The 20,891-nt window shown below is 40.8% G+C and carries 14 protein-coding genes and 4 pseudogenes; 4 read left to right on the top strand and 14 right to left on the bottom strand.

The annotated features are described in order from the left end of the window. Positions 1-3: 3 nt before the first annotated feature. From plsX to HMPREF9957_RS03490, 3 genes are read right to left on the bottom strand one after another with little or no spacing between them, the layout of a single operon-like run. Positions 4-996, bottom strand: a complete 993-nt coding sequence (gene plsX / locus HMPREF9957_RS03500; protein WP_000717439.1) for a phosphate acyltransferase PlsX — start codon at positions 994-996, stop codon at positions 4-6. Then, positions 993-1,763 (bottom strand): DNA repair protein RecO, encoded by a 771-nt coding sequence (recO, locus tag HMPREF9957_RS03495; protein ID WP_000616132.1) that lies wholly within the window; start codon positions 1,761-1,763, stop codon positions 993-995. The genes plsX and recO overlap by 4 nt, the downstream gene beginning before the upstream one ends. After that, entirely contained in the window at positions 1,760-2,929 is a 1,170-nt protein-coding gene (locus HMPREF9957_RS03490; protein WP_000366355.1) for a pyridoxal phosphate-dependent aminotransferase, read from the bottom strand. Before HMPREF9957_RS03490 ends, recO begins: the two co-directional genes overlap by 4 nt. 569 nt (positions 2,930-3,498) lie before the next feature. Here HMPREF9957_RS03490 and HMPREF9957_RS03485 point away from each other — a divergent pair. Beyond that, the gene (locus tag HMPREF9957_RS03485) at positions 3,499-4,509 is read left to right on the top strand and encodes a YeiH family protein (protein WP_000009166.1); all 1,011 of its coding nucleotides are present in this window, start codon (positions 3,499-3,501) and stop codon (positions 4,507-4,509) included. A gap of 181 nt (positions 4,510-4,690) precedes the next feature. Here HMPREF9957_RS03485 and HMPREF9957_RS03480 read toward each other — a convergent pair whose 3' ends face one another. After that, on the bottom strand, positions 4,691-5,128 hold the full coding sequence (locus HMPREF9957_RS03480; RefSeq protein ID WP_000076477.1) for a CoA-binding protein: 438 nt from the start codon (positions 5,126-5,128) through the stop codon (positions 4,691-4,693). An 83-nt stretch (positions 5,129-5,211) separates the two neighbouring features. Further along, complete coding sequence (gene polA, locus HMPREF9957_RS03475) at positions 5,212-7,845, bottom strand: DNA polymerase I (protein ID WP_004241996.1); 2,634 nt, start codon at positions 7,843-7,845, stop codon at positions 5,212-5,214. A 147-nt stretch (positions 7,846-7,992) separates the two neighbouring features. On the opposite strand from polA, the pseudogene HMPREF9957_RS03470 reads away from it, so the two are divergent. Both HMPREF9957_RS03470 and HMPREF9957_RS0102070 read left to right on the top strand, forming a co-directional pair. After that, a pseudogene (locus tag HMPREF9957_RS03470) lies at positions 7,993-8,966 on the top strand (Rpn family recombination-promoting nuclease/putative transposase). Continuing rightward, a pseudogene (locus tag HMPREF9957_RS0102070) lies at positions 8,963-9,415 on the top strand (Rpn family recombination-promoting nuclease/putative transposase); the annotation flags it as partial. The pseudogenes HMPREF9957_RS03470 and HMPREF9957_RS0102070, both read left to right, overlap by 4 nt. Positions 9,416-9,565: 150 nt before the next feature. Here HMPREF9957_RS0102070 and HMPREF9957_RS03460 read toward each other — a convergent pair. The 6 genes and pseudogenes from HMPREF9957_RS03460 to HMPREF9957_RS03445 all read right to left on the bottom strand — a co-directional run bounded on the left by HMPREF9957_RS03460 (position 9,566) and on the right by HMPREF9957_RS03445 (position 16,946). After that, positions 9,566-12,016, bottom strand: a complete 2,451-nt coding sequence (locus tag HMPREF9957_RS03460) for an LPXTG cell wall anchor domain-containing protein (RefSeq protein ID WP_001080342.1) — start codon at positions 12,014-12,016, stop codon at positions 9,566-9,568. A 322-nt stretch (positions 12,017-12,338) separates the two neighbouring features. Then, positions 12,339-13,727 (bottom strand): hypothetical protein, encoded by a 1,389-nt coding sequence (locus HMPREF9957_RS13680; protein WP_000757038.1) that lies wholly within the window; start codon positions 13,725-13,727, stop codon positions 12,339-12,341. A gap of 366 nt (positions 13,728-14,093) precedes the next feature. Next, positions 14,094-14,522, bottom strand: a pseudogene (locus HMPREF9957_RS0102055) (Rpn family recombination-promoting nuclease/putative transposase); the annotation flags it as partial. A 7-nt stretch (positions 14,523-14,529) separates the two neighbouring features. Beyond that, positions 14,530-15,492, bottom strand: a complete 963-nt coding sequence (locus tag HMPREF9957_RS03450) for an Rpn family recombination-promoting nuclease/putative transposase (protein ID WP_000603329.1) — start codon at positions 15,490-15,492, stop codon at positions 14,530-14,532. A gap of 183 nt (positions 15,493-15,675) precedes the next feature. Next, entirely contained in the window at positions 15,676-15,840 is a 165-nt protein-coding gene (locus HMPREF9957_RS13285) for a hypothetical protein (protein WP_004242079.1), read from the bottom strand. 107 nt (positions 15,841-15,947) lie between these two features. Further along, on the bottom strand, positions 15,948-16,946 hold the full coding sequence (locus HMPREF9957_RS03445; protein ID WP_000288758.1) for an Abi family protein: 999 nt from the start codon (positions 16,944-16,946) through the stop codon (positions 15,948-15,950). A gap of 337 nt (positions 16,947-17,283) precedes the next feature. On the opposite strand from HMPREF9957_RS03445, the gene HMPREF9957_RS12395 reads away from it, so the two are divergent. Then, positions 17,284-18,632, top strand: a protein-coding gene (locus tag HMPREF9957_RS12395) for an IS3 family transposase (RefSeq protein WP_141562063.1) whose coding sequence is annotated in 2 segments (ribosomal slippage) — positions 17,284-17,725 and positions 17,725-18,632 — 1,350 coding nt in all. Because the reading frame shifts where the segments join, the coding sequence is not laid out codon by codon here. Positions 18,633-18,665: 33 nt separating this feature from the next. Here the strand turns inward: HMPREF9957_RS12395 and HMPREF9957_RS13280 are convergent. From HMPREF9957_RS13280 to HMPREF9957_RS03415, 3 genes and pseudogenes are all read right to left on the bottom strand, one after another. After that, positions 18,666-18,887, bottom strand: a pseudogene (locus HMPREF9957_RS13280) (Rpn family recombination-promoting nuclease/putative transposase); the annotation flags it as partial. Further along, positions 18,886-19,797: an Rpn family recombination-promoting nuclease/putative transposase gene (locus HMPREF9957_RS03420; protein ID WP_000603340.1), complete on the bottom strand. Its 912-nt coding sequence runs from the start codon at positions 19,795-19,797 to the stop codon at positions 18,886-18,888. The pseudogene HMPREF9957_RS13280 and the gene HMPREF9957_RS03420, both read right to left, overlap by 2 nt. Before the next feature lie 117 nt (positions 19,798-19,914). Then, complete coding sequence (locus HMPREF9957_RS03415) at positions 19,915-20,883, bottom strand: ribose-phosphate diphosphokinase (RefSeq protein WP_000010155.1); 969 nt, start codon at positions 20,881-20,883, stop codon at positions 19,915-19,917. Between the last annotated feature and the right edge of the window lie 8 nt (positions 20,884-20,891).

Here is a 20,891-nt window from a genome sequence, read left to right as displayed (position 1 = left end):
CTTTTATTCTCCTGAAAATTCACGCGCAGTCTGGGCAACTACGTCTGTTTCTAGCATGGTACGAATCTGGCGAATTGTACTATAAACAGCCTTGGCATCGCTTGAGCCATGAGTCTTGACAACAGGTGCCTTGACACCAAACAAGACCGCTCCACCAACATCTGAGTAGTTGAGCTGTTTTTTCAAACATCTGAGGCTGTCCTTGAGAAGGAGTGCGCCTAGTTTCGCTCGGAGACCACCACCTGTAATAGCTGTCTTGAGCAATCCCATGATTCCCATGGCTGTCCCTTCAATGGATTTGAGCACAGCGTTTCCCGTGAAACCATCTGCCACAACAACATCCGCAACGCCATTCATCAAATCACGCGCTTCCACGTTTCCGATAAAGTTCAAACTTTCATCAGCTGCTAGTAATTCGTAAGTTTCCTTACGAAGCGGGTCACCCTTGCTACTCTCTGTTCCATTGTTGAGCAAACCAACACGTGGTTGCGCAATTCCACGGACATTTTTAGCATAGAAGGAACCGAGGACAGCGTATTGATGGAGGTGCTGGGCTGTATTTTCCGCATTAGCACCGAGGTCTAGCATGTCAAAACCTTTCCCATCTACAGTCGGCAAAGTCGACATAAGCCCAGGACGATCGATGTTCTTGATACGACCCACGATGAAAAACCCAGCCGCCAACAAAGCACCTGTATTCCCAGCTGAGAGAACAGCGTCTGCTTCGCCTTCTTTGACAGCCTTGGCCGCCAATACCATACTGGCATTTTTCTTCTTCCGAATAGCTCTCGTAGGTTCATCGTCTGAATCAATCTTCTCATCCGTATGGATAATGCTGACGCGCTCTGTCGCTGTCAGATATTGCTTGATTTTAGCTTCATCTCCGTAGAGTTGAACCTCGATATCTGAAAAGTCAGCTAGGGCTTGATTGACACCCTCAACGATGGCCTGAGGTGCGTAATCGCCCCCCATGGCATCTACTGCGATTTTTTTCATTTCTTTTCCTCTTTTAGTAATTGTCCCCAGTCGGATAGGGAATCAATAAATTTCTTTGATTTTAGGTGAATCCCAACGTACTCTTCGTAGAGTTGATCCATAAATTGGCGTAGCTCTTGCTTGATTTCAGGATTGAGCGAAATGGTCTCCAAGGTCTCAAAATCAATGGCTTGAAACTGATTGAGCAAATAAGGGATATTGGGATTGAGATGACAACGTCTCTCATCCTCATGATAATGCTCTGGACAGAGGCAGGCTCCATATTTGAAAGAAAAGTCAAAAGCCTGACCGATCCGATGGCAAAAGACACACTCATTAAAATTGAGGCTGATCCCAAATCGAGTCAAGATTTGAATTTCAAAAATATTAGTCAAAACCTGATAATCCAAGCCAGCTTCCATCAACTCCAAAGTCTTTTGCAAAAAAGCAAACAAGGGAGCATCCTGCTGATTATCCTGCAAACTAGCATCGGCAAGAGCTGCCACGTAGGTCGCATAGGCCATGACAAAGAGATCACTATTAATCTTGGGAAAGGTCATCACCTCATGATAGTCCTCGATGTAACTGAGCCCATCATCATTGATTCGTAAGAGAAATCGTGCCAACACCAAGGGCTGAATAACAGGAGCCAGTTTGGACTGGCCAGCATGTTTGACAAAAAACATGCGCTTGCCAGCCTGCTCTGTAAAAATCTTGACGAGCTTGTCATCCTCACGAAAATTGCGATTGTAGAGCACCAAGCCTTGACTCGTGATAGACTGAATCATGCTTCTCTCATGTACTCCTCAAGTCGTTTCATAGCTTCTGTGATAGTCTCCATGCTGGCTGCATAAGACAGACGCACATAGCCTTCTCCGTAACGCCCAAAGGCAGCTCCAGGGATAAAGGCAACGGCCTTCTTCTGAGCAAAATCCTTTAGAAAAGCAAAGGAATCTTGATTGTAGCCCGCTGGAATCTTAGCAAAGATATAGAAGGCACCGTCTGGTTTGATAATCTCAAAACCAAGAGCAGTCATTTTCTCGATAATATAGTCCCGACGCTGGATGTATTCCTTCTTCATAGGTTCCGCATCATTTTTACCAGCCGTCAAGGCTTCCACCGCAGCATGTTGCGCCATGGTATTTGCGGCAGTAACCAAATACTGGTGACTCTTGATCAACTGGGCTGTAAAGGCTGCAGGAGCGAAAATCAGACCCAAACGCCAACCTGTCATGGCATGTGATTTAGATAGACCATTGATAATAATAGCCTGGTCTCTCAACATAGTTCCCAGAGACACATGGGCTTCGCCTGTGTAGGTCAATTCTGAGTAAACCTCATCACAGACAACAAAAATTTCGTACTTGCGTAAAACAGCTGCCAAGGCCTCCAACTGCTCCCGACTGTAGGTAATTCCTGTCGGATTTGCTGGATAGTTGAGAATAACCGCCTTGAGCTTGTCTCCCTGCTCCAAAATGGCCTTCTCCAACATTTCAGGAGTTAAGACAAACCCATTTTCAGTCGTATCAATCTCGACAACCTCTGCCCCAACTAGATTGACAATCGGTTCATAACCCGGATAAGCAGGAGCTGGCAAGAGCACCTTGTCTCCCTCTTCCAAAATAGCTGTCAAAGTCGCAGATAAAGCCTCTGTCGCTCCGATAGTGACCAAGATTTCATTTTCAGGAGCATAGTCCAGTTGGTACTTTTCCTTAACAAAGTCACTGGCCGCCTGACGTAGAGTCAGCAGGCCACTCATCCCTGTATAGTAGGATTGGTTCTGGTCAATCGCTCGCTTGGCCGCCTCCTTGACATGATCTGGCGTTGTAAAATCAGGTTCCCCCAAAGTCAAACGCAAGACCCCAGGAATCTCCGAAATAGCCTGGTCAAACTGACGAATCAACGAAACTTGAATCTTATCTAACTGTTTATTAAAGCGCTTAGTTAAGTCCATAGATACCTCCTACTGTAAAAACGTATCTCTATTATACTACAAAAGCCCCCCGACCGCAAAAATACATTATAGAATAACGCTAGCATAACAAATTGAAGTGTGTTAATTTAAATTGATTACAACACTATGTTTTTAGAATACCCAATGAAAATCTCATGAGACTAGGAATCGAGGTGAAAGCATAACTAAAGTTAGGTAAGCCGAAGATGACAACGTATCATGAGATTTTCGACGAGTATTGAGGTTTTGATAATCTTCGTTACAACTATTCTAGCCCCGTTACTGATTACTATTATCGGTAATGTCATTTCTGAGTGGATAGTCAGAAAGTGGTTAGATAAGCGCGACAAAAAATAAAACCTGAGTTTAGTTTTAATGTAACTGGACAAAAAGAAATACCAGAGGTGGAGCTCTAGTATCTTTGTTTTTGCCAAGACTTCGTTACAGTTCTTGTAAGATTATTATCACATGATTAGCGCGCCTTGTCAAATAATTGTTAGCTCCACTTTCTATTTTACTTTTCCTCTCTACAGGTCTATAATGGTAACAGATTCTATTTGGAGGTTTTTATGTCATTTCTATCAAAAAATGGAGCAGGTATCTTGACCTGCCTTCTCATTTCTATCCTATCTTGGTACTTAGGCGGATTCTTCCCTGTCATTGGCGCGCCCGTCTTTGCAATTTTCATAGGCATGCTTCTCCATCCCTTTCTCTCACCCTATAAACAACTGGATGCTGGATTGACCTTTAGTTCTAAAAAATTGCTCCAGTATGCCGTTATCTTGCTTGGTTTTGGTCTCAATATCTCGCAAGTCTTCGCAGTTGGGCAATCTTCACTCCCTGTCATCCTATCCACCATTTCAATAGCCTTGATTGTTGCCTACCTCTTCCAGCACTTCTTTACACTGGATACAAAACTGGCTACCTTGATTGGAGTAGGTTCTTCTATCTGTGGGGGTTCTGCCATTGCGGCGACAGCGCCTGTTATCCATGCTAAGGAAAAGGAAGTAGCCCAAGCTATCTCCGTTATCTTTTTCTTCAATGTCTTGGCTGCGCTCATCTTTCCAACGCTAGGTACCTGGCTTCATCTATCAAATGACGGCTTCGCCCTCTTTGCAGGGACTGCGGTCAATGACACTTCCTCTGTAACCGCCACAGCCAGCGCTTGGGACAGTCTCTACCAGACTAATACCCTCGAATCCGCAACCATTGTCAAACTTACGCGGACTCTGGCTATCATCCCCATCACTCTCTTTCTCTCCTACTGGCAAAGTCGCGAGCAAAAAAATAAGCAAGGCTTACAACTGAAAAAAGTCTTCCCACTGTTTATCCTTTACTTTATCCTTGCATCTCTCCTAACCACCCTACTGACCTCTCTCGGTGTGTCCAGTAGTTTCTTTACCCCTCTCAAACAACTCTCCAAATTCCTCATTATCATGGCCATGAGTGCTATCGGTCTCAAAACTAATCTGGTCGCTATGGTCAAATCCAGTGGAAAATCCATTATTCTCGGAGCCATCTGCTGGATTGCCATCATCCTCACCAGTCTTGGTATGCAGACCCTTATCGGCATTTTCTAATACTCTTCGAAAATCTCTTCAAACCACGTCAACGTCGCCTTGCCGTAGGTATGGTTACTGACTTCGTCAGTTCTATCCACAACCTCAAAACTGTGTTTTGAGCAACCTGCGGCTAGTTTCCTAGTTTGCTCTTTAATTTTCATTGAGTATAATAAAAAGGTAGCCCACAGCTACCTTTTTATTATGCTTCCTCAATCAAGCGTGTATGTTCTCTCTTGATGCAACGATTCATCACGATATCATCACATCCACCAGCACGCAAGATTTCTTCTGCTTCTAGACTTTCAAGTCCTAGCTGTGCCCAAAAAATCTTGGCATCAGCTTTGAGAAAATCACGCGCCACATCAGGCAGAAACTCGCTGCGACGGTAAACATTGACAATATCTACAGGAAAAGGAATCTCAGCGAGACTAGCATAAGCCTTTTCACCCAAGATTTCTCCACCTGCCGCCTTGGGATTGACTGGGATAATTTTATAACCCCGAGCCTGCATTTCCTTAGTCACTCGATTGCTGGTTGTTTCCTCACGGTCTGACAAACCCACAACAGCAAGGGTTTTACTCGTTGCTAGATACTGACGAATCACACCATCACTTGGATTGATAAATTCTTGACTCATAGAAATCCTCCTTTTTCATCAGTATAGCACATTTTGAAAAGGCTTGCATAATTCTACTACAAAAAGGAGGACTAGCCCCCTTTTTATTTAGCCTCGTACCAGGTTGCCCCTTCATTCTCATCTGCGATAAGAGGAACACTGAGTTGAATGGCTTCTTCCATGGTTTGTTTGACCAATTTTTTCATCTCTACCAATTCAGATTTAGGCACTTCAAGGACGATTTCATCGTGCACTTGTAACAGCATCTTAGTCTGATAAGCACCTGCAACCAAGGCTTTATCCAGCTGAATCATGGCAATCTTGAGAATATCTGCTGCCGAACCCTGGATAGGTGAGTTGATAGCCGTCCTCTCTGCGAAACCACGAATGTTAAAGTTACGCGAATTGATATCTGGCAACTCACGACGACGCTTGAAGAGGGTCTCCACATAGCCCTTATCACGCGCCTCACGCACCACTTCATCCATGTAGTTTTTGATGCCTGGGAAGCGTTCAAAGTAGGTATCAATGTAGGCTTTGGCTTCCTTACGGCTAATGCCCAGGTTATTAGACAAACCAAAGTCTGAAATCCCGTAAACCACTCCAAAGTTAACTGCCTTGGCATTGCGACGGTCGTTTGCAGTCACATCCTCAGGACGCTCAATGCCAAAGACCCGCATGGCTGTCGAAGTATGGATATCTGCCCCCTCTTGGAAGGCCTTAATCAAGTGCTCATCCTTAGAGATATGCGCCAAAACGCGCAATTCAATCTGTGAATAGTCCGAGCTGAGCAGCACACTATCCCCCCACTCAGGCACAAAAGCCTTCCGAATCAAGCGCCCTTGTTCCAAACGCACAGGAATGTTTTGCAAGTTTGGATCCACACTAGACAAACGCCCGGTCTGGGTCAAATCCTGCACATAACGAGTATGAATCTTGCCATCAGCCAAAATCCAGTCCTGCAAGCCAATCACATAAGTCGATTGAATCTTGGCAATCTGACGGTAGTCTAAGATTTTCTTAACAATTGGCGCAATAGGAGCGAGACGCTCCAACACATCCACTGCTGTCGAATAACCGGTCTTAGTTTTCTTAGTGTATTCTAGAGGTAGCCCCAATTTTTCAAAGAGAAGCACGCCCAACTGCTTAGGTGAGTTGATATTAAACTCCTCACCAGCCAGTTCGTAAATCTCCTGAGTGAGCTTTTCAATGACAAGCTCATTTTCAGCCTGCATCTCAAGCAAGGTCTCTTTCTTGACCGTAATCCCAGCAATTTCCATCTTGGCAAGTACAAAGGCAAGAGGTTGCTCTATATCATAAAGAAGCTCTAATTGCCCATTTTCGATAAGTTTTTCAAGCAAAACAGGCTCTGTTTCGACCAAAACAGCAAGCTTACGAGCCAAGTGTTCCAAGAATTTCTCGCGTTCAGGAATGGCTCTCTTGACTCCCTTACCATAGAAAGTCTCATCATCGACCAAATAAGTCTGACCATAAAGACTAGCAATAGTCGCAATTTCATTGTCCTCCACAGTCGAAAGGAGGTATTTAGCCAAACGACTGTCAAAAGCAGGCACCTGCAAATCCACACCCAAACGATGCAAGAGAACTTTAGCTTTTTTAAAATCATAAACTCTCAGAGGTGTTTTTTCTAGAAAGTCCTTGAAAATCGGCTCTTGCAAAATCTCAAGCTTGTCTGTAGCATAGAGCTTATCCCCACAAGACCAGGCAAAACCAACCAAATCATCCGTATGGTAATTCTCACCAAAAAGCTCAAAATGGAAGATAGACTCTTCACTCAGCATATCTTGACTGATTTGGTCAACAATAGTAAAATTCAAGCTCTTAGCCACATCAGCTGACGACACATTTAAAGCCTGTTTGAGCTGTTTGAAGCCCATCTCATCGTAGAATTTCCCAAGATTTTCCACATCTGGACCACTATAGACCAAATCCTCCAAACCAATCTCAATCGGTGCCTTAGTATCAATGGTCGCCAGTGTTTTAGACAAAAAGGCTTGTTCCTTATCATTGATGAGATTTTCCTTCATCTTAGAAGCCTTCATCCCATCGATATTTTCATAAATACCTTCAAGCGAACCATACTCCAGCAAGAGCTTGATACCCGTCTTTTCACCGATTTTGGTCACCCCAGGGATATTATCCGACTTATCACCCATAAGCGCCTTGAGATCGATAAACTGAGTCGGTGTGATACCCAGCTTTTCCATAAGATATTCTGGCGTAAAGGCCTCAAACTCAGCCACACCTTTCTTGGAAATTTCAACCACTGTATGCTCATCCGTCAGCTGAATCAAATCCTTGTCCCCACTGACAATGGTAATATCAAAACCATCCTGCTCTGCTAGTTTATCCAGTGTCCCAATGATGTCATCCGCCTCATACTGAGCCAACTCATAGTGACGAATCCCCATATGATCCAGCAACTCACGAATAAAGGGAAATTGCTCACGAAACTCATCCGGAGTCTTAGCCCGACCACCCTTATAGTCCGCATACATCTCTGTACGGAAGGTCGTCTTCCCCGCATCAAAAGCCACCAAAATATGACTAGGCTCAACCCGCTCCAACAAATGGCTCAACATCAACTGAAAGCCATAAATCGCATTGGTATGCAAACCAGCCGCATTCTTAAAACGGTCCAACTGCTGATAGAGCGCAAAAAACGCCCGAAAGGCAACAGAAGACCCATCAATCAATAATAATTTTTTCTTATCCATACACCCATTATAAAGGAAAGCACCAAAAAATACCATTGGAAAGAGCCATACCCAATATTTTTCATACTTTTTCCGAATAAATAGATAGAAGCATCAAATCTAGTAAACCTAGATTAAAAAATGTGCTATAATGAAAGGAGAAGAAATATGACCTTACGTCATCCGGGCATCAGCCCAACTAACGATTTGGTTGCTAAGAAAATCTTTAGCAATCCAGAAATCACTTGTCAATTTATCCGCGATATGCTGGATTTACCAGCCAAAAATGTAACCATTTTGGAAGGAAGTAATATTCATGTCTTACCTTCCCTGCCGTACTCGGCGAAGGATTTCTATACAAGTATAGATGTTTTGGCTGAGTTGGATAACGGCACTCAAGTAATTATTGAGATTCAGGTGCATCATCAGAATTTTTTCATCAATCGCCTATGGGCTTATCTATGTAGTCAGGTCAATCAAAACCTCGAAAAAATTCGCCAACGAGAAGGTGATACACACCAGAGCTACAAGCATATCGCACCTGTTTACGCAATAGCTATTGTGGATAGCAACTACTTCTCAGATGATTTGGCTTTTCATAGCTTTAGCATGCGAGAAGATACGACGGGTGAAGTCTTAACCATCACCAATAATGGACAAGAAAACCATCTGGTTAAGATGGCATTCTTGGAATTAAAAAATACAGAGAAACCAGCAAGGACGAGGTTCGCAAGCCATGGTTGGAGTTTTTCGGTAATAAACCCTTTACTCAACAACCCGAGCGAGCCATCAGCCAAGCAGACCAACTGCTAGACTACAAGAGCTGGTCCGAGGAGGACAGGAAGATGTTTAGTCAACTACGTATGCGTGAAGAACAGGCATTATTAGCACACGACTATGCCTTGGAACAAGCGGAGGAAAAAGGCTTAGAGCGTGGTCGAGCAGAGGGGATTGAACAAGGACTGGAACGAGGACGAGCAGAAGGCATTGAACAGGGACTAGAGCGTGGGAAAGTTGAAGGACAAATTTTTACCTTTCTTGATTTAGTTCACCAACATGTTTTAAGCTCTGAATTTGCCAGTCATCAGCTGGGTATGACTGTCTCTGAGTTTGAAGAATTATTGAAAGACCATCATAAATAAAAATTAAAAAATACAGAGAAACCAGCAAGGACGAGGTTCGCAAGCCATGGTTGGAGTTTTTCGGTAATAAACCCTTTACTCAACAACCCGAGCGAGCCATCAGCCAAGCAGACCAACTGCTAGACTATAAAAGCTGGTCCGAGGAGGACAGGAAAATGTTTAGTCAACTACGTATGCGTGAAGAACAAGCCTTGTTAGCACAGGACTATGCCTTGGAACAAGCTGAGGAAAAAGGCTTAGAACGTGGTCGAGCAGAGGGGATTGAACAAGGACTGAAACGAGGACGAGCAGAAGGCATTGAACAGGGACTGGAGCGTGGGAAAGTTGAAGGAAGGGAAGAAGGGAAACTTTTTGCCTTCTTAGACATGGTCCGCCAAGGTCTCCTGACTTCCGAGGTTGCCAGCCAGCAGTTGGGCATGACCGTCGCTGAGTTTGAGGCACTGTTATAAGATTATACAATCACTAATAACATAAAAGCGAACAAGAATGAAATATTGTCTTGTTCACTTTTTATTTTCTACTATCCAACAAAGTCCTCACGCGATTATATACAAAAAAAGAGAAGGTAACAAGTCCTTCTCTTTCATATTTTTAACTAATTAGTTTTTACGTTTTACAAATGGAAGGGCACCAAGGAGCAAGCCTAGGAATCCTAATGATGCAATTGCAGCATTATCTTTGCCACCAGTGTTTGGAAGTTCTTTCTTATCTTCTGCTTTTGCAGCTGGTGCTTGATAAGTGTTGTCTTGACTAGTACCTGCTACAGCTGGAGCTGTCGGTGCTGGTGCTGGTGTTTCAGCTGTTGGTGCAGCTGGAGTATCTGTTCCAGGAGCTGGTGTAGACGGTGTTGTTGAACCTGATGTAGGACGATTGCCTTGTCTTGGCGCGTCATCAAGATTTACTCCACCATTAAACTCTGGAAGTTCTGGTTGTAGAACTGTATCACTATTTGAAGATTCCTTTGCTTTAGCAGCTGCTATATCTTTAAGAGTTTGGTTGTACTCATCAGTAAGCCTGTTGATTTCTTCAGTATAAGCTTGTAATGGTTCATTATATTTATCAAACTCTGTTTTAGCTTCCTCTGTAGCTGCTTGAAGTTTGTTCACAGCCTCTTGTAATTCATCAACCACTTCTTTAGTAGCATTGTTATCCTTTGCTGCTTTTAGGGCTGCTTTAGCTTTCTCTAAAATTGCATTTTGTTTTTCAAATGCTGCTGCTTTTTTCTCAGCTTCTGCTTTGTCTTTTTCAGCTACTTTAGTTAATTTTTCAATCTTTTCAGCTAAATCATCAGCTTTATCTTGCAATTTTTCTGATTCTGTCTTAGCATCTTCTTTAGCTTTATCTGCTTTATTAATTTCGTCGATTTTCTTAGCTTCTTCAGCGTCTAATTTTTTAGTTTCGTCAACCTTTTCAGGATCTTTATTTCTAGTGTTATAGTCATTTTCTAATTCTTTAAGAACATCTCCTGCAGTCAAGTCACCTTTTTCAACTGCTTCTAAGATAGCTTCTTTACCAATTTCAGCTTTTTTCTCAGCAATGGCTTTTTCCTTGTCTGTGATGCTTGCATCTTTATTGATTTCAGCGATTGCAGCTTCTTCAAGTTGATCTAAAGCGTCTTTAAGAGCAGTTCTAGTGTCAGCTTCATCTTTTTTAAGTTCTTCAACTTTAGCTTTAGCTTTTTCTGCTTCTTCTTTAGCTTTAGCTAATTCAGCTTCTGCATCAGCTTTAGCTTTTTCAGCTTCCGTTTTTGCTGTTTCAGCAACTTTTACATCTTCAACTTCTTTTGTAGCTTTAGCAGTAGCTTCTTCAACTTTTTTAGTTTCTTCAGCAACTTTTTTCTCTAACTCAGCAACTTTAGCATCCGCTTCTGCTTTAGCTTCAGCAGCTTTTTCAGCTTCTGTTTTTTCTGCTGGTTTAGCTGGTTCTTCTTCTGCTGGTTTAGCTGGTTCGTTAGCTTCTTTTTCTTTAGCAGCTTTTACTTCATCAAGAGCTTTGTTATACTCGTCAGTAAGTGCATCGATTTCAGCTTTGTAGCCAGCTAATGGAGAATTTGCTTCGTCAAAAGCATTTTGAGCAGCATCACGTTCTTTTTCGATAGCTTTTACAGCTTTATCTAATGAAGCGACGATATCAGCATCAGAACCATTTTCTTTAGCAGATTTTAATGCCTCTTTAGCTTCTTTTAAAGTATCTTCTTGTTTTTTAAGAGCTTCAGCTTTTTTATCAGCGTTAGCTTTATCAGCCTCAGCAACTGCAGTTAATTCTTCGATTTTTTCAGCTAGGTCATCAGCTTTATCTTGAAGTTTTTCTGATGCAGGACGAGCAGCATCAGCTTTTTCAGCTTTTTCAATTCCAGCTTTAACGTCTTCTGGTAATTCATCTTTAGTTTTGGCTTCAGCTGAAGTTGTAGCAGTACTGCTTGCAGTGTTATTGTCGTTTTCTAATTCTTTAAGAACATCACCAGCTTTTAAATCACCAGCTTCTACAGCTGCTAGTAAGTCTTCTTTACCAAGTAATTTTTTTGCAGCTTCTTTGTCTTTGATATTAGAATCAGCGTCGATTTCTTTTTCAAGTTTAGCGAAAGCTTCTTTTAGAGCTTCTTTTGAATCAGCTTCTTCTTTTTTAGCTTCTTCTTCTTTTTTAGCTTCTTCTTTAGCTTTAGCGTCAGCTTCAGCAGCTTTTGCTTTAGCAGCAGCTAATTCATCAGCAGCAGTTTTCTTAGCTTCTTCAGCTTTAGTTTTAGCAGCATCAGCTTCAGTAGCTTCTTTTTTCTCAGCTTCAAGTTTAGTAGCTGCTTCGTTAGCTGCAGTAGTTGTTGTATCTACTTTCGCTTGAGCTTCAGTAACTTTTTCTTCCTTAGCTTTAGCATCAGCTTCAGCTTCTTTAATCTCTGGACTTGTAACTTCTGATTTAGAAGTGTCAGTTGTTCCAGCTGGTTGAGCTAGAGTAGTATCATCAGCTTTCACGACTGACGGCTGAGATGCAGCTAAAGTCGCTCCCAAAACAGCAACACTAGCTAAGCTAGCAGTGAGAAGTTTTTTTCTATTCATAAAGTATTACCACCTTTAATATCTTTTTGTCGCAATTATACCATTTTCTTTAGAAAAACTCAAGAAATAAGGCCCATATCCACTATTTGTATATACCTGTATATACTGTGTAAACATCAGAGGTAATACCATACTCCCCTTTGATTTCTGAAAAGTATTACCATAAAAAATTTTTGCCATCCAGTAACTTTGCGTCTCCAGTAATATAGGTAAAACTCATACCCTACCATTGTTAAAGGGCATTTCTCCCATAGATGAACAGCACACCTGTCGCAATCAAAAAAACTAGGAGAGATTTCTCCTAGCTTTAAATTATCTTAGATTATTTAACCCATTCACCGTTTCCGTTTACAGTATAACCACCTACAGTAGTGTTTACTGCGATAGCTCCTGAAGCAGTTGCGTAGTACCATTTGTCTCCTACTTGGAACCAGCCGTTAGCTTTCATGGCACCTGTAGCGTCAAGGTAGTACCAGCTACCGTTGTTTTGAATCCATTGGCTAGCTTTCATAGCACCTGAAGCATCTAGGAAGTACCATTTACCACCGTCTTGCAACCAACCTGTAACGAGTTCACCTGAACCGTTTAGGTAGTACCAAGTGTTGCCATCTTTAACCCAGAATTTTTGCATTTCGCCTGCTGCGTTAAAGTAGTACCAAGTGCCATCTACTTGTTTCCAACCAGTAGCTTTATCACCAGCAGTTGAGTAGTATGCCCACATACCTGCATGGTTTTTGTACCAACCAACTTTAGTATTGTTTACGTTTGTATCAGCAACTTCAAATACAGAACGGTTGTAAGTCAAGCCTTTATCAGCAAATTTTTCTGAAACCATAGTTTCAGCAGTTTCAAGTGCATTCTTAGCTGCATCACGTTCAGCGCGAGCAGTCTCAATAGATGCTTCAGCTGCTCTAACTGCTTCTTCAGCTGCTTTAACTTTCTTACCTAAGTCAAATGAAGCTTCAAGAATCTTAGATTGATCTCCTGCCATATAAGCAACAACTGCTGCTTTAGCGGCATTATAACGACCAATATTGAAAGCATTTTCTTTTTGTTCTGCTACTTTTTCTGAAAGTTGCTCATTAAGCTCATTAGCTTTCTTAACAGCAGCTGCATAGTCATTATTTACTTTTTGTAATTCATTGTTGATTTCTGCATCAACTTTTGCTCCCGCACTTTCAGCTGCTTTAACTGCTGAAGAATATTGAAGTTCCAAATCTAATTTCTTAGCACGCAATTCAGCGACTTTATCATTAGCAACACCTAATGATGCTTTGATATCTTTAATCTCGTCTGCGATAATACCAACCTTATGTGTAGCATTAGTAATCGCTACATCAAGCTCAGCTACCTTGCTAGCTAATGCATTAGCATCACCTTTCATATCTTCAATCTTGATTTGTTCTTGTCTAAGAGCCTCAAGATTAGCATATGCAGCTTTAACTGTTTCAGGAAGTGCTTTATATGCTGCCTCTTTAGCAACATAATTAATATAAAGTTCTCTTAAAGTTTTTCCACCAAATTGTTGTTTATTCAATAGATTGTATTGGAAATCTCTAAGTTCTTCAGCTTTTGCTTTAACTTTAGCTTTAGCATTAGTATCAGTGATTCCAGATAAAATGCTATTAAAATCTACAATATCTGCTGAAACAGCTTGTGTAGCACCAAATGTAGCAAGAACTACTGCGCTTGTCAATAAAACTTTTTTCATCGTTTTATCTCCTTTGTTTTCTTTAAAATATTTTTTTCGTAAGACTATCTTACTACCATACAGTATATAAATATTTGCAGGATTTGTCAAGGGTTTTCTTTAACTTTTTACCTATTTTTTCAAAAAAGGTGAAAAAACGTCTTTGTGAGATGAAATACTCTTCAAATATCGTATCTCCCAAGTGAAAATCTCACAAATTTCTTAAACCCTGAGTCAAACCTCACATATCTAATCCATATCGATAGTTGGATAGAACTCACTTCTATGGTATTATCCTATAACCCCTTCCAAATGTCAAGCAAAAATGACAAGTATTTTAGAAATAACTCGCCATTTCATTAACTTTCTACTATTTAAAATGTGACCTCATAGCAAGGACTCAAACTCAGTAACTGACATGCCCAACTGTTCACTCGCAAATTCAGAGGTTAAAACATGTTGGCGTACTAAATCTAGAAAGGTAAAGATTTTCCCACGCTCCAGTCCCTGTTCAACGCCTTCTGCTCGTCCTTGTTCAAGACCCTCTGCACGACCACGTTCAAGACCTCGCTCTAAACCTTTTTCGATTCCTTCCGCTCTAGCTGTTTCCAAGGCATAGTCATGAGCGAGTAAGGCTTGTTCTTCACGCCTGCGTTGTTCACTAAACATTCTCCTGTCCTCCTCGGACCAGCTCTTGTAGTCCAGCAGTTGGTCTGCTTGGCTGATGGCTCGCTCGGGTTCTTGGGTAAAGGGCTTGTTGCCGAAAAACTCCAACCATGGCTTGCGAACCTCATCTTTGCTGGTTTCTCTATATTTTTAGGTCTTATTTATGATGGTCTTTCAATAGTTCTTCAAACTCAGCCACGGTCATGCCTAATTGCTCACTCGCAACCTCAGGTGTTAGAAGACCTTGACGTACTAGATTTACTAAACCTACTTTTAATCCCTCTTCTCGCCCTTTTTCAATACCCTCTGCACGGCCACGTTCAAGTCCTTGTTCAATACCACGCTCCAGTCCCTGTTCAATACCTTCCGCCCTAGCTGTTTCCAAGGCATAGTCATGAGCGAGTAAGGCTTGTTCTTCGCGTCTGCGTTGTTCACTAAACATTTTCCTGTCCTCCTCGGACCAGCTCTTGTAATCTAGCAGTTGGTCTGCTTGGCTGATAGCTCGCTCGGGTGCTTGGGTAAAGGGCTTGTTGCCGAAAAACTCTAACCACGGCTTGCGAACCTCGTCTTTGCTGGTTTCTCTGTATTTTCTTAATTCCAAGAACGCCATCTTGACTAGATGATGTTCCTGTCCATTATTGGTGATGGTTAAAACCTCACCTGTCGTATCCTCGCGCATACTAAAGCTATGAAAAGCTAAGTCATCTGAAAAGTAATTGCTGTCCACGATTGCGATAGCGTATACTGGTGCAATGTGTTTGTAACTCTGGTGGGTATCACCTTCTCGCTGGCGAATTTTTTCAAGATTTTGATTGACCTGACTGCACAGGTAAGCCCACAGGCGATTGATGAAAAAATTCTGATGATGGACTTGAATCTCAATAATTACTTGCGTTCCATTGTCCAACTCCGCCAAGACGTCTATACTGGTATAAAAATCCTGCGCTGAATAAGGCAGGGAAGGGAAGACGTGAATATTGCTTCCCTCCAAAATGGTCACATTTTTAGCTGGCAAGTCCAACATATCGCGAATAAATTGACAAGTGATTTCTGGATTGCTAAAGATTTTCTTAGCTACCAAGTCATTAGTCGGGCTGATGCCCGGATGTCTTAGAATCATCCTTTTCCTCCTTCTATTATAGCACATTTTTTAATCTAGGTTTGCTAGATTCACTGCTTCTATCTATTTATTCGGAAAAGAGACGAAAAAAATAAAAGTTATTAAAATTATTGTTTATCCTTAATTTTGTCTGTATTAAAAAAGGTTTCGACACCTAATTTTTAAAATTAAAGCACACTGAATCTAGGAACGATTTGAATCATCTTGACCTGCTCTTGGTATTCTTGACTGAGTTTCCAAATCTTCTTTACAGACGGAAAGAGCATCATCGTGTTCCTTGATGATTCTGATTTTCTCACCTTGTTCAGCTATTACATCGTCCGCTATAGCGATTCCAAAATCTCGCATCTTATCCTTCATTCATCTTGGTAATCAACTTCTTAATGTTTGGTTTCTCATCTGGATTGTCAAAGATTCTCTGAATAATAGCTTGAGCAAATAAATCATTCCTTAGTTCAACCAATCCACAATATATCTTTCCAATTGCTTGGCAAACCAATCTTACTAGATAATATGATATTTGACTTTTCCATCAACTGTGCCTCTAAACTCATTAAAAAATCGTTCCAATCTTGAACAAAAGAATGTGAATGATGTTGTATAAGATTTTTCATAGCTAAAAGATAAGCAAATAAATCGTTATTATGGGTCTTTTTCTTTTTAGTCTCTGCATTCTTGTTTATTTGACGCAAATCAGCTGAAAAGAAACTTGGACTTGCTATTGTAAAATTTTGACCATATAGTCTTAAATGATGTGCTGTCCTATTTCTCATATACCATGTAGCTGAAACCCAGCCAAATAATTTACTCTGGATTTCTTCTCCATGAATTTTAGAATTTACCACACCAGTTGATAAAAATGTAGTATCTATCCAATACTCCCGGTACTCTTTTTTCAGTGCACTTATAAAACGAGTTGTTTCCCCAAAAGTCATCTCTTGAAAAAGCACCCAAATTGGGAACTTAGAACCTTTATTTTTGATATGATGCTGTATTGACAGACTTTGATTCTCTGATAAATGTTTTTCTATAATTGAAATAAATTCGTTATATAATTCAGAGTTTTCATAAATAGTTTCATCCAAGTAACACTCACCTTTTTGATATTTTCCATTATATTGCTGACAAAGCGATTCAATAAAAGTTGATTTTATAAACTGCTCTAATCTACCAGAAAATATAAACAGAAACTGTGACAACCAGTCATTAAATTCATACAATGAAATCGCTGCTTGAAATTTTCCTTTATGAAGATTATCTGGAACCTGTTTAATAAAAGCAGAAAACGAATAGTAATTATGGCAACGTAAAAAATTTTTGGAATCTAGTTCCTCTTCAGGTGACATATCTAGCTTATCTGAAAGATAACTTACCAAATCTTCAAGAGGTAAAAATGCTTTCATTTCTCTCTTTAAATCTCTTGACAAAGAAATACTATTATCAGTTGTGTACATCATTAACCTTCTAAATTTATAAAAAAATGACTCCAGTTGCTATGAAACAGGGAGCAAAAGGAGTGCTTGTATCTAAATACTATACTATTCTATAAAAAAAGTCAAGTCAACTTGATATTTTTTCAATTTGTGTCTAATTGTTCACTCGTAAATTCGAAAGGCAAAGCATGTTGTCATACTAAATCAATAAAGGCAAAGATTTATCCTTCAACTTTCCCGCGCTCCAGTCCTTGTTCGATACCTTCCACCCTAGCAGTTTCCAAGGCATAGTCCTGTGCTAACTGTACTGCACCCCAAAAGTTAGACAAAAAAATCTAACTTTTGGGGTGTTTTTATTATGAAATTGACTTATAAAGATAAAGTTCAGATCTATGAACTTAGAAAACAAGGACAAAGCTTCAAAGAGCTTTCAAATATATTTGGAATAAACATTTCTAATCTTCAGTACATGATTAGATTGATTGATCGTTATGGAATAGAAATTGTCAAAAAAGGAAAGAATTGTTACTATTCACCTGAACTAAAACAAGAGATCATTGATAAAGTTCTTCTCGAAGGTCGTTCTCAAATAAGGGTGTCTCTAGATTATGCTCTTCCAAGTGTTGGAATGTTGCCTAATTGGCTGGCACAATATAAGAAAAACGGGTATACTATTGTTGAGAAAACAAGAGGGAGACCATCTAAAATGGGACGTAAGCCAAAGAAGAAACCTGAAGAGATGACAGAGCTAGAGCGACTTCAAGCAGAAAATGAGTACTTGAGAGCGGAGAATGCCATTCTAAAAAAGTTGAGAGAACTCCGATTGAGGGACGAAAAGGAGCGAGAAGAAAAACAGAAATTGTCCGAGGATTGGTAACGGAGTTTGCCTTAGAGATTCTTCTAAAGATTATTAAGCTAGCTCGTTCAACCTATTATTACCAGCTAAAGCAGTTAAATAAAAGCGATAAAAATCATGATATTAAAGATGAAATTCAAGCTATTTTTACTGAGCATAAAGGAAATTATGGTTATCGCCGAATGACTCTAGAATTGAGGAATCGTGGTTTTGTAGTGAACCATAAGAAGGTCCAACGTCTGATGAAGATCCTTGGTTTAAGTGCTCGGATTCGTCGTAAACGAAAGTATTCTTCCTACCAAGGAGAGATTGGCAAGAAAGCAGATAACCTTATTCAACGCCAATTTGAAGCATCGAAGCCAATGGAAAAGTGCTACACAGATGTAACAGAGTTTGCCATTCCGGCAAGCAGTCAAAAGCTCTATTTATCACCAGTTTTAGATGGTTTTAACAGTGAAATTATCGCCTATAATCTTTCTACGTCACCGAACTTGATACAAGTGAAAGATATGCTAGAACAAACCTTTACAGAGGAATATTACGAAAATACAATTCTCCATAGTGACCAGGGATGGCAATACCAACACGATTTCTATCATCATTTTTTAGAGGATAAAGGAATCCAGCCATCTATGTCGCGTAAGGGAAATAGTCCAGACAACGGCATGATGGAATCCTTCTTTGGTATTTTGAAATCCGAAATGTTTTATGGTTATGAGAAGACGTTTAAATCACTTAATCAATTGGAGCAAGCTATTGTAGACTATATTGATTACTACAACAATAAACGCATTAAGGTAAAATTAAAAGGACTCAGTCCTGTGCAATACAGAACTAAATCCTTTACTTAAATTATTTGTCTAACTTTTTGGGGTCAGTACAAACAAGGCCTGTTCTTCTCGCATACGTAGTTGGCTAAACATCTTCCTGTCCTCCTCGGACCAGCTCTGATAGTCCAGCAGTTGGTCTGCCTGGCTGATGGCTAGCTCGGGTTGTTGGGTAAAGGGCTTGTTCCCGAAAAACTCCAACCACGGCTTGCGAACGCTATCTTTGCTGGTTTCTCTGTATTTTCTTAATTCCAAGAACGCCATTACTGTGATGGTATTACAAAAGTGCTTCAAACTCCGCTACTGACATACCCAATTGTTCACTCGCGAATTCGGAAGTTAAAACATGTTGGCGTACTAAATCTAGAAAGGTAAAGATTTTCCCACGCTCTAAACCTTGTTCAATACCTTCTGCACGACCACGTTCTAAGCCCTTTTCCTCAGCTTGTTCCAAGGCATAGTCCTGTGCTAACAAGGCTTGTTCTTCGCGCATACGTAGTTGACTAAACATTTTTCTGTCCTCCTCGGACCAGCTCTTGTAGTCTAGCAGTTGGTCTGCTTGGCTGATGGCTCGCTCGGGTTGCTGAGTAAAGGGTTTATTCCCGAAAAACTCCAACCACGGCTTGCGAACCTTGTCTTTGCTGGTTTCTCTGTATTTTTTTAATTCCAAGAATGCCATCTTAACCAGATGGTTTTCTTGACCGTTATTTGTGATAGTTAAGACCTCACCTGTCGTGTCTTCGCGCATACTGAAACTGTGGAAAGCTAGATCATCTTGGAAATAATTACTATCCACAATAGCTATTGCGTAAACAGGTGCGATATGCTTGTAACTCTGGTGGGTATCACCTTCACGTTGGCGAATTTTTTCTAGATTTTGATTGACCTGACTGCACAAGTAAGCCCACAAACGATTGATGAAAAAATTCTGATGATGAACCTGAATTTCGATGATAACTTGCGTACCATTATCCAACTCCGCCAAAACATCTATACTGGTATAGAAATCCTGTGCCGAGTACGGTAAGGAAGGCAAGACATGAATGTTACTTCCCTCCAAAATGGTCACATTTTTAGCTGGTAAATCCAGCATATCGCGAATAAATTGACAAGTGATTTCTGGATTGCTAAAGATTTTCTTAGCTACCAAGTCATTGGTTGGGCTGATACCCGGATGTCTGAGAATCATCCTTTTCCTCCTTCTATTATAGCACATTTTTAAATCTAAGCTCACTAGATTCACTGCTACTATCTATTTATTCGGAAAAAAGACGAAAAAACCTGAGAATCATCTCAGGCTTGGTCATTAAATTTTTTTCTCAATACCGAAAAGTGGAGAAAGTGGTCGTTTTTCATGAATACGTACGATAGCATCCCCCAAGAGATGAGCGATTGAAATCTGCTCAATCTTATCAATCAAACGCTCTTCTGGCAGATAAATGGTATCCAAAACAACCAATTTCTTAATAGCTGAATTTTGGATATTGTCCATAGCAGGACCAGAAAGCACTGGGTGCGTACAGCTTGCATAGACTTCAACAGCACCAGCTTCCGCAAGAGCATCTGCCGCATGACAAATCGTTCCAGCCGTATCAATCATATCATCAATCAAGATACAAGTCTTGCCTTCTACCTTACCGATGATGTTCATGACTTCACTGGTATTCATCTTATCAACACTACGACGTTTGTCAATGATAGCGATAGATGTTTTCAAAAATTCTGCCAACTTACGAGCACGAGTCACCCCTCCATGGTCTGGGCTGACAACCACATAGTCAGAACCAATCATGCCACGACGCTCAAAATAATCCGCAATCAGAGGAGCCCCCATCAAGTGATCCACAGGAATATCAAAGAATCCTTGAATCTGCGCAGCATGCAAGTCGATGGTCAATAAACGATCCACTCCAGCTACTTCAAGCATATTTGCGACAAGTTTTGAAGTGATTGGCTCACGCGCTCTCGCCTTTCTATCCTGACGTGCATACCCATAGTAAGGCATGACAACATTGACAGATTCTGCACTCGCACGTTTCAAAGCATCTACCATAATCAAAATTTCAAGCAGATTGTCATTTACAGGCGAGCTAGTTGATTGTAGGATAAAGACGTGTTTCCCACGGATTGATTCTTCGATGTTGACCTGAATCTCTCCATCTGAAAATTGGCGAACACTTGATTTCCCCAACTCTATCCCAATCTCCTGCGCCACACGTTCTGCCAATTCTTTATTAGAAGAAAGGGCAAACAGCTTTAAATCAGAAAAAGACATGATTTCCT

This window comes from Streptococcus mitis SK1080, from assembly GCF_000220085.1.
Taxonomy (GTDB): Bacteria; Bacillota; Bacilli; order Lactobacillales; family Streptococcaceae; genus Streptococcus; species Streptococcus mitis_K.
The sequence above is the reverse complement of the archived record's forward strand: the minus strand, read 5'-3'. Positions and strand labels throughout refer to the sequence as shown.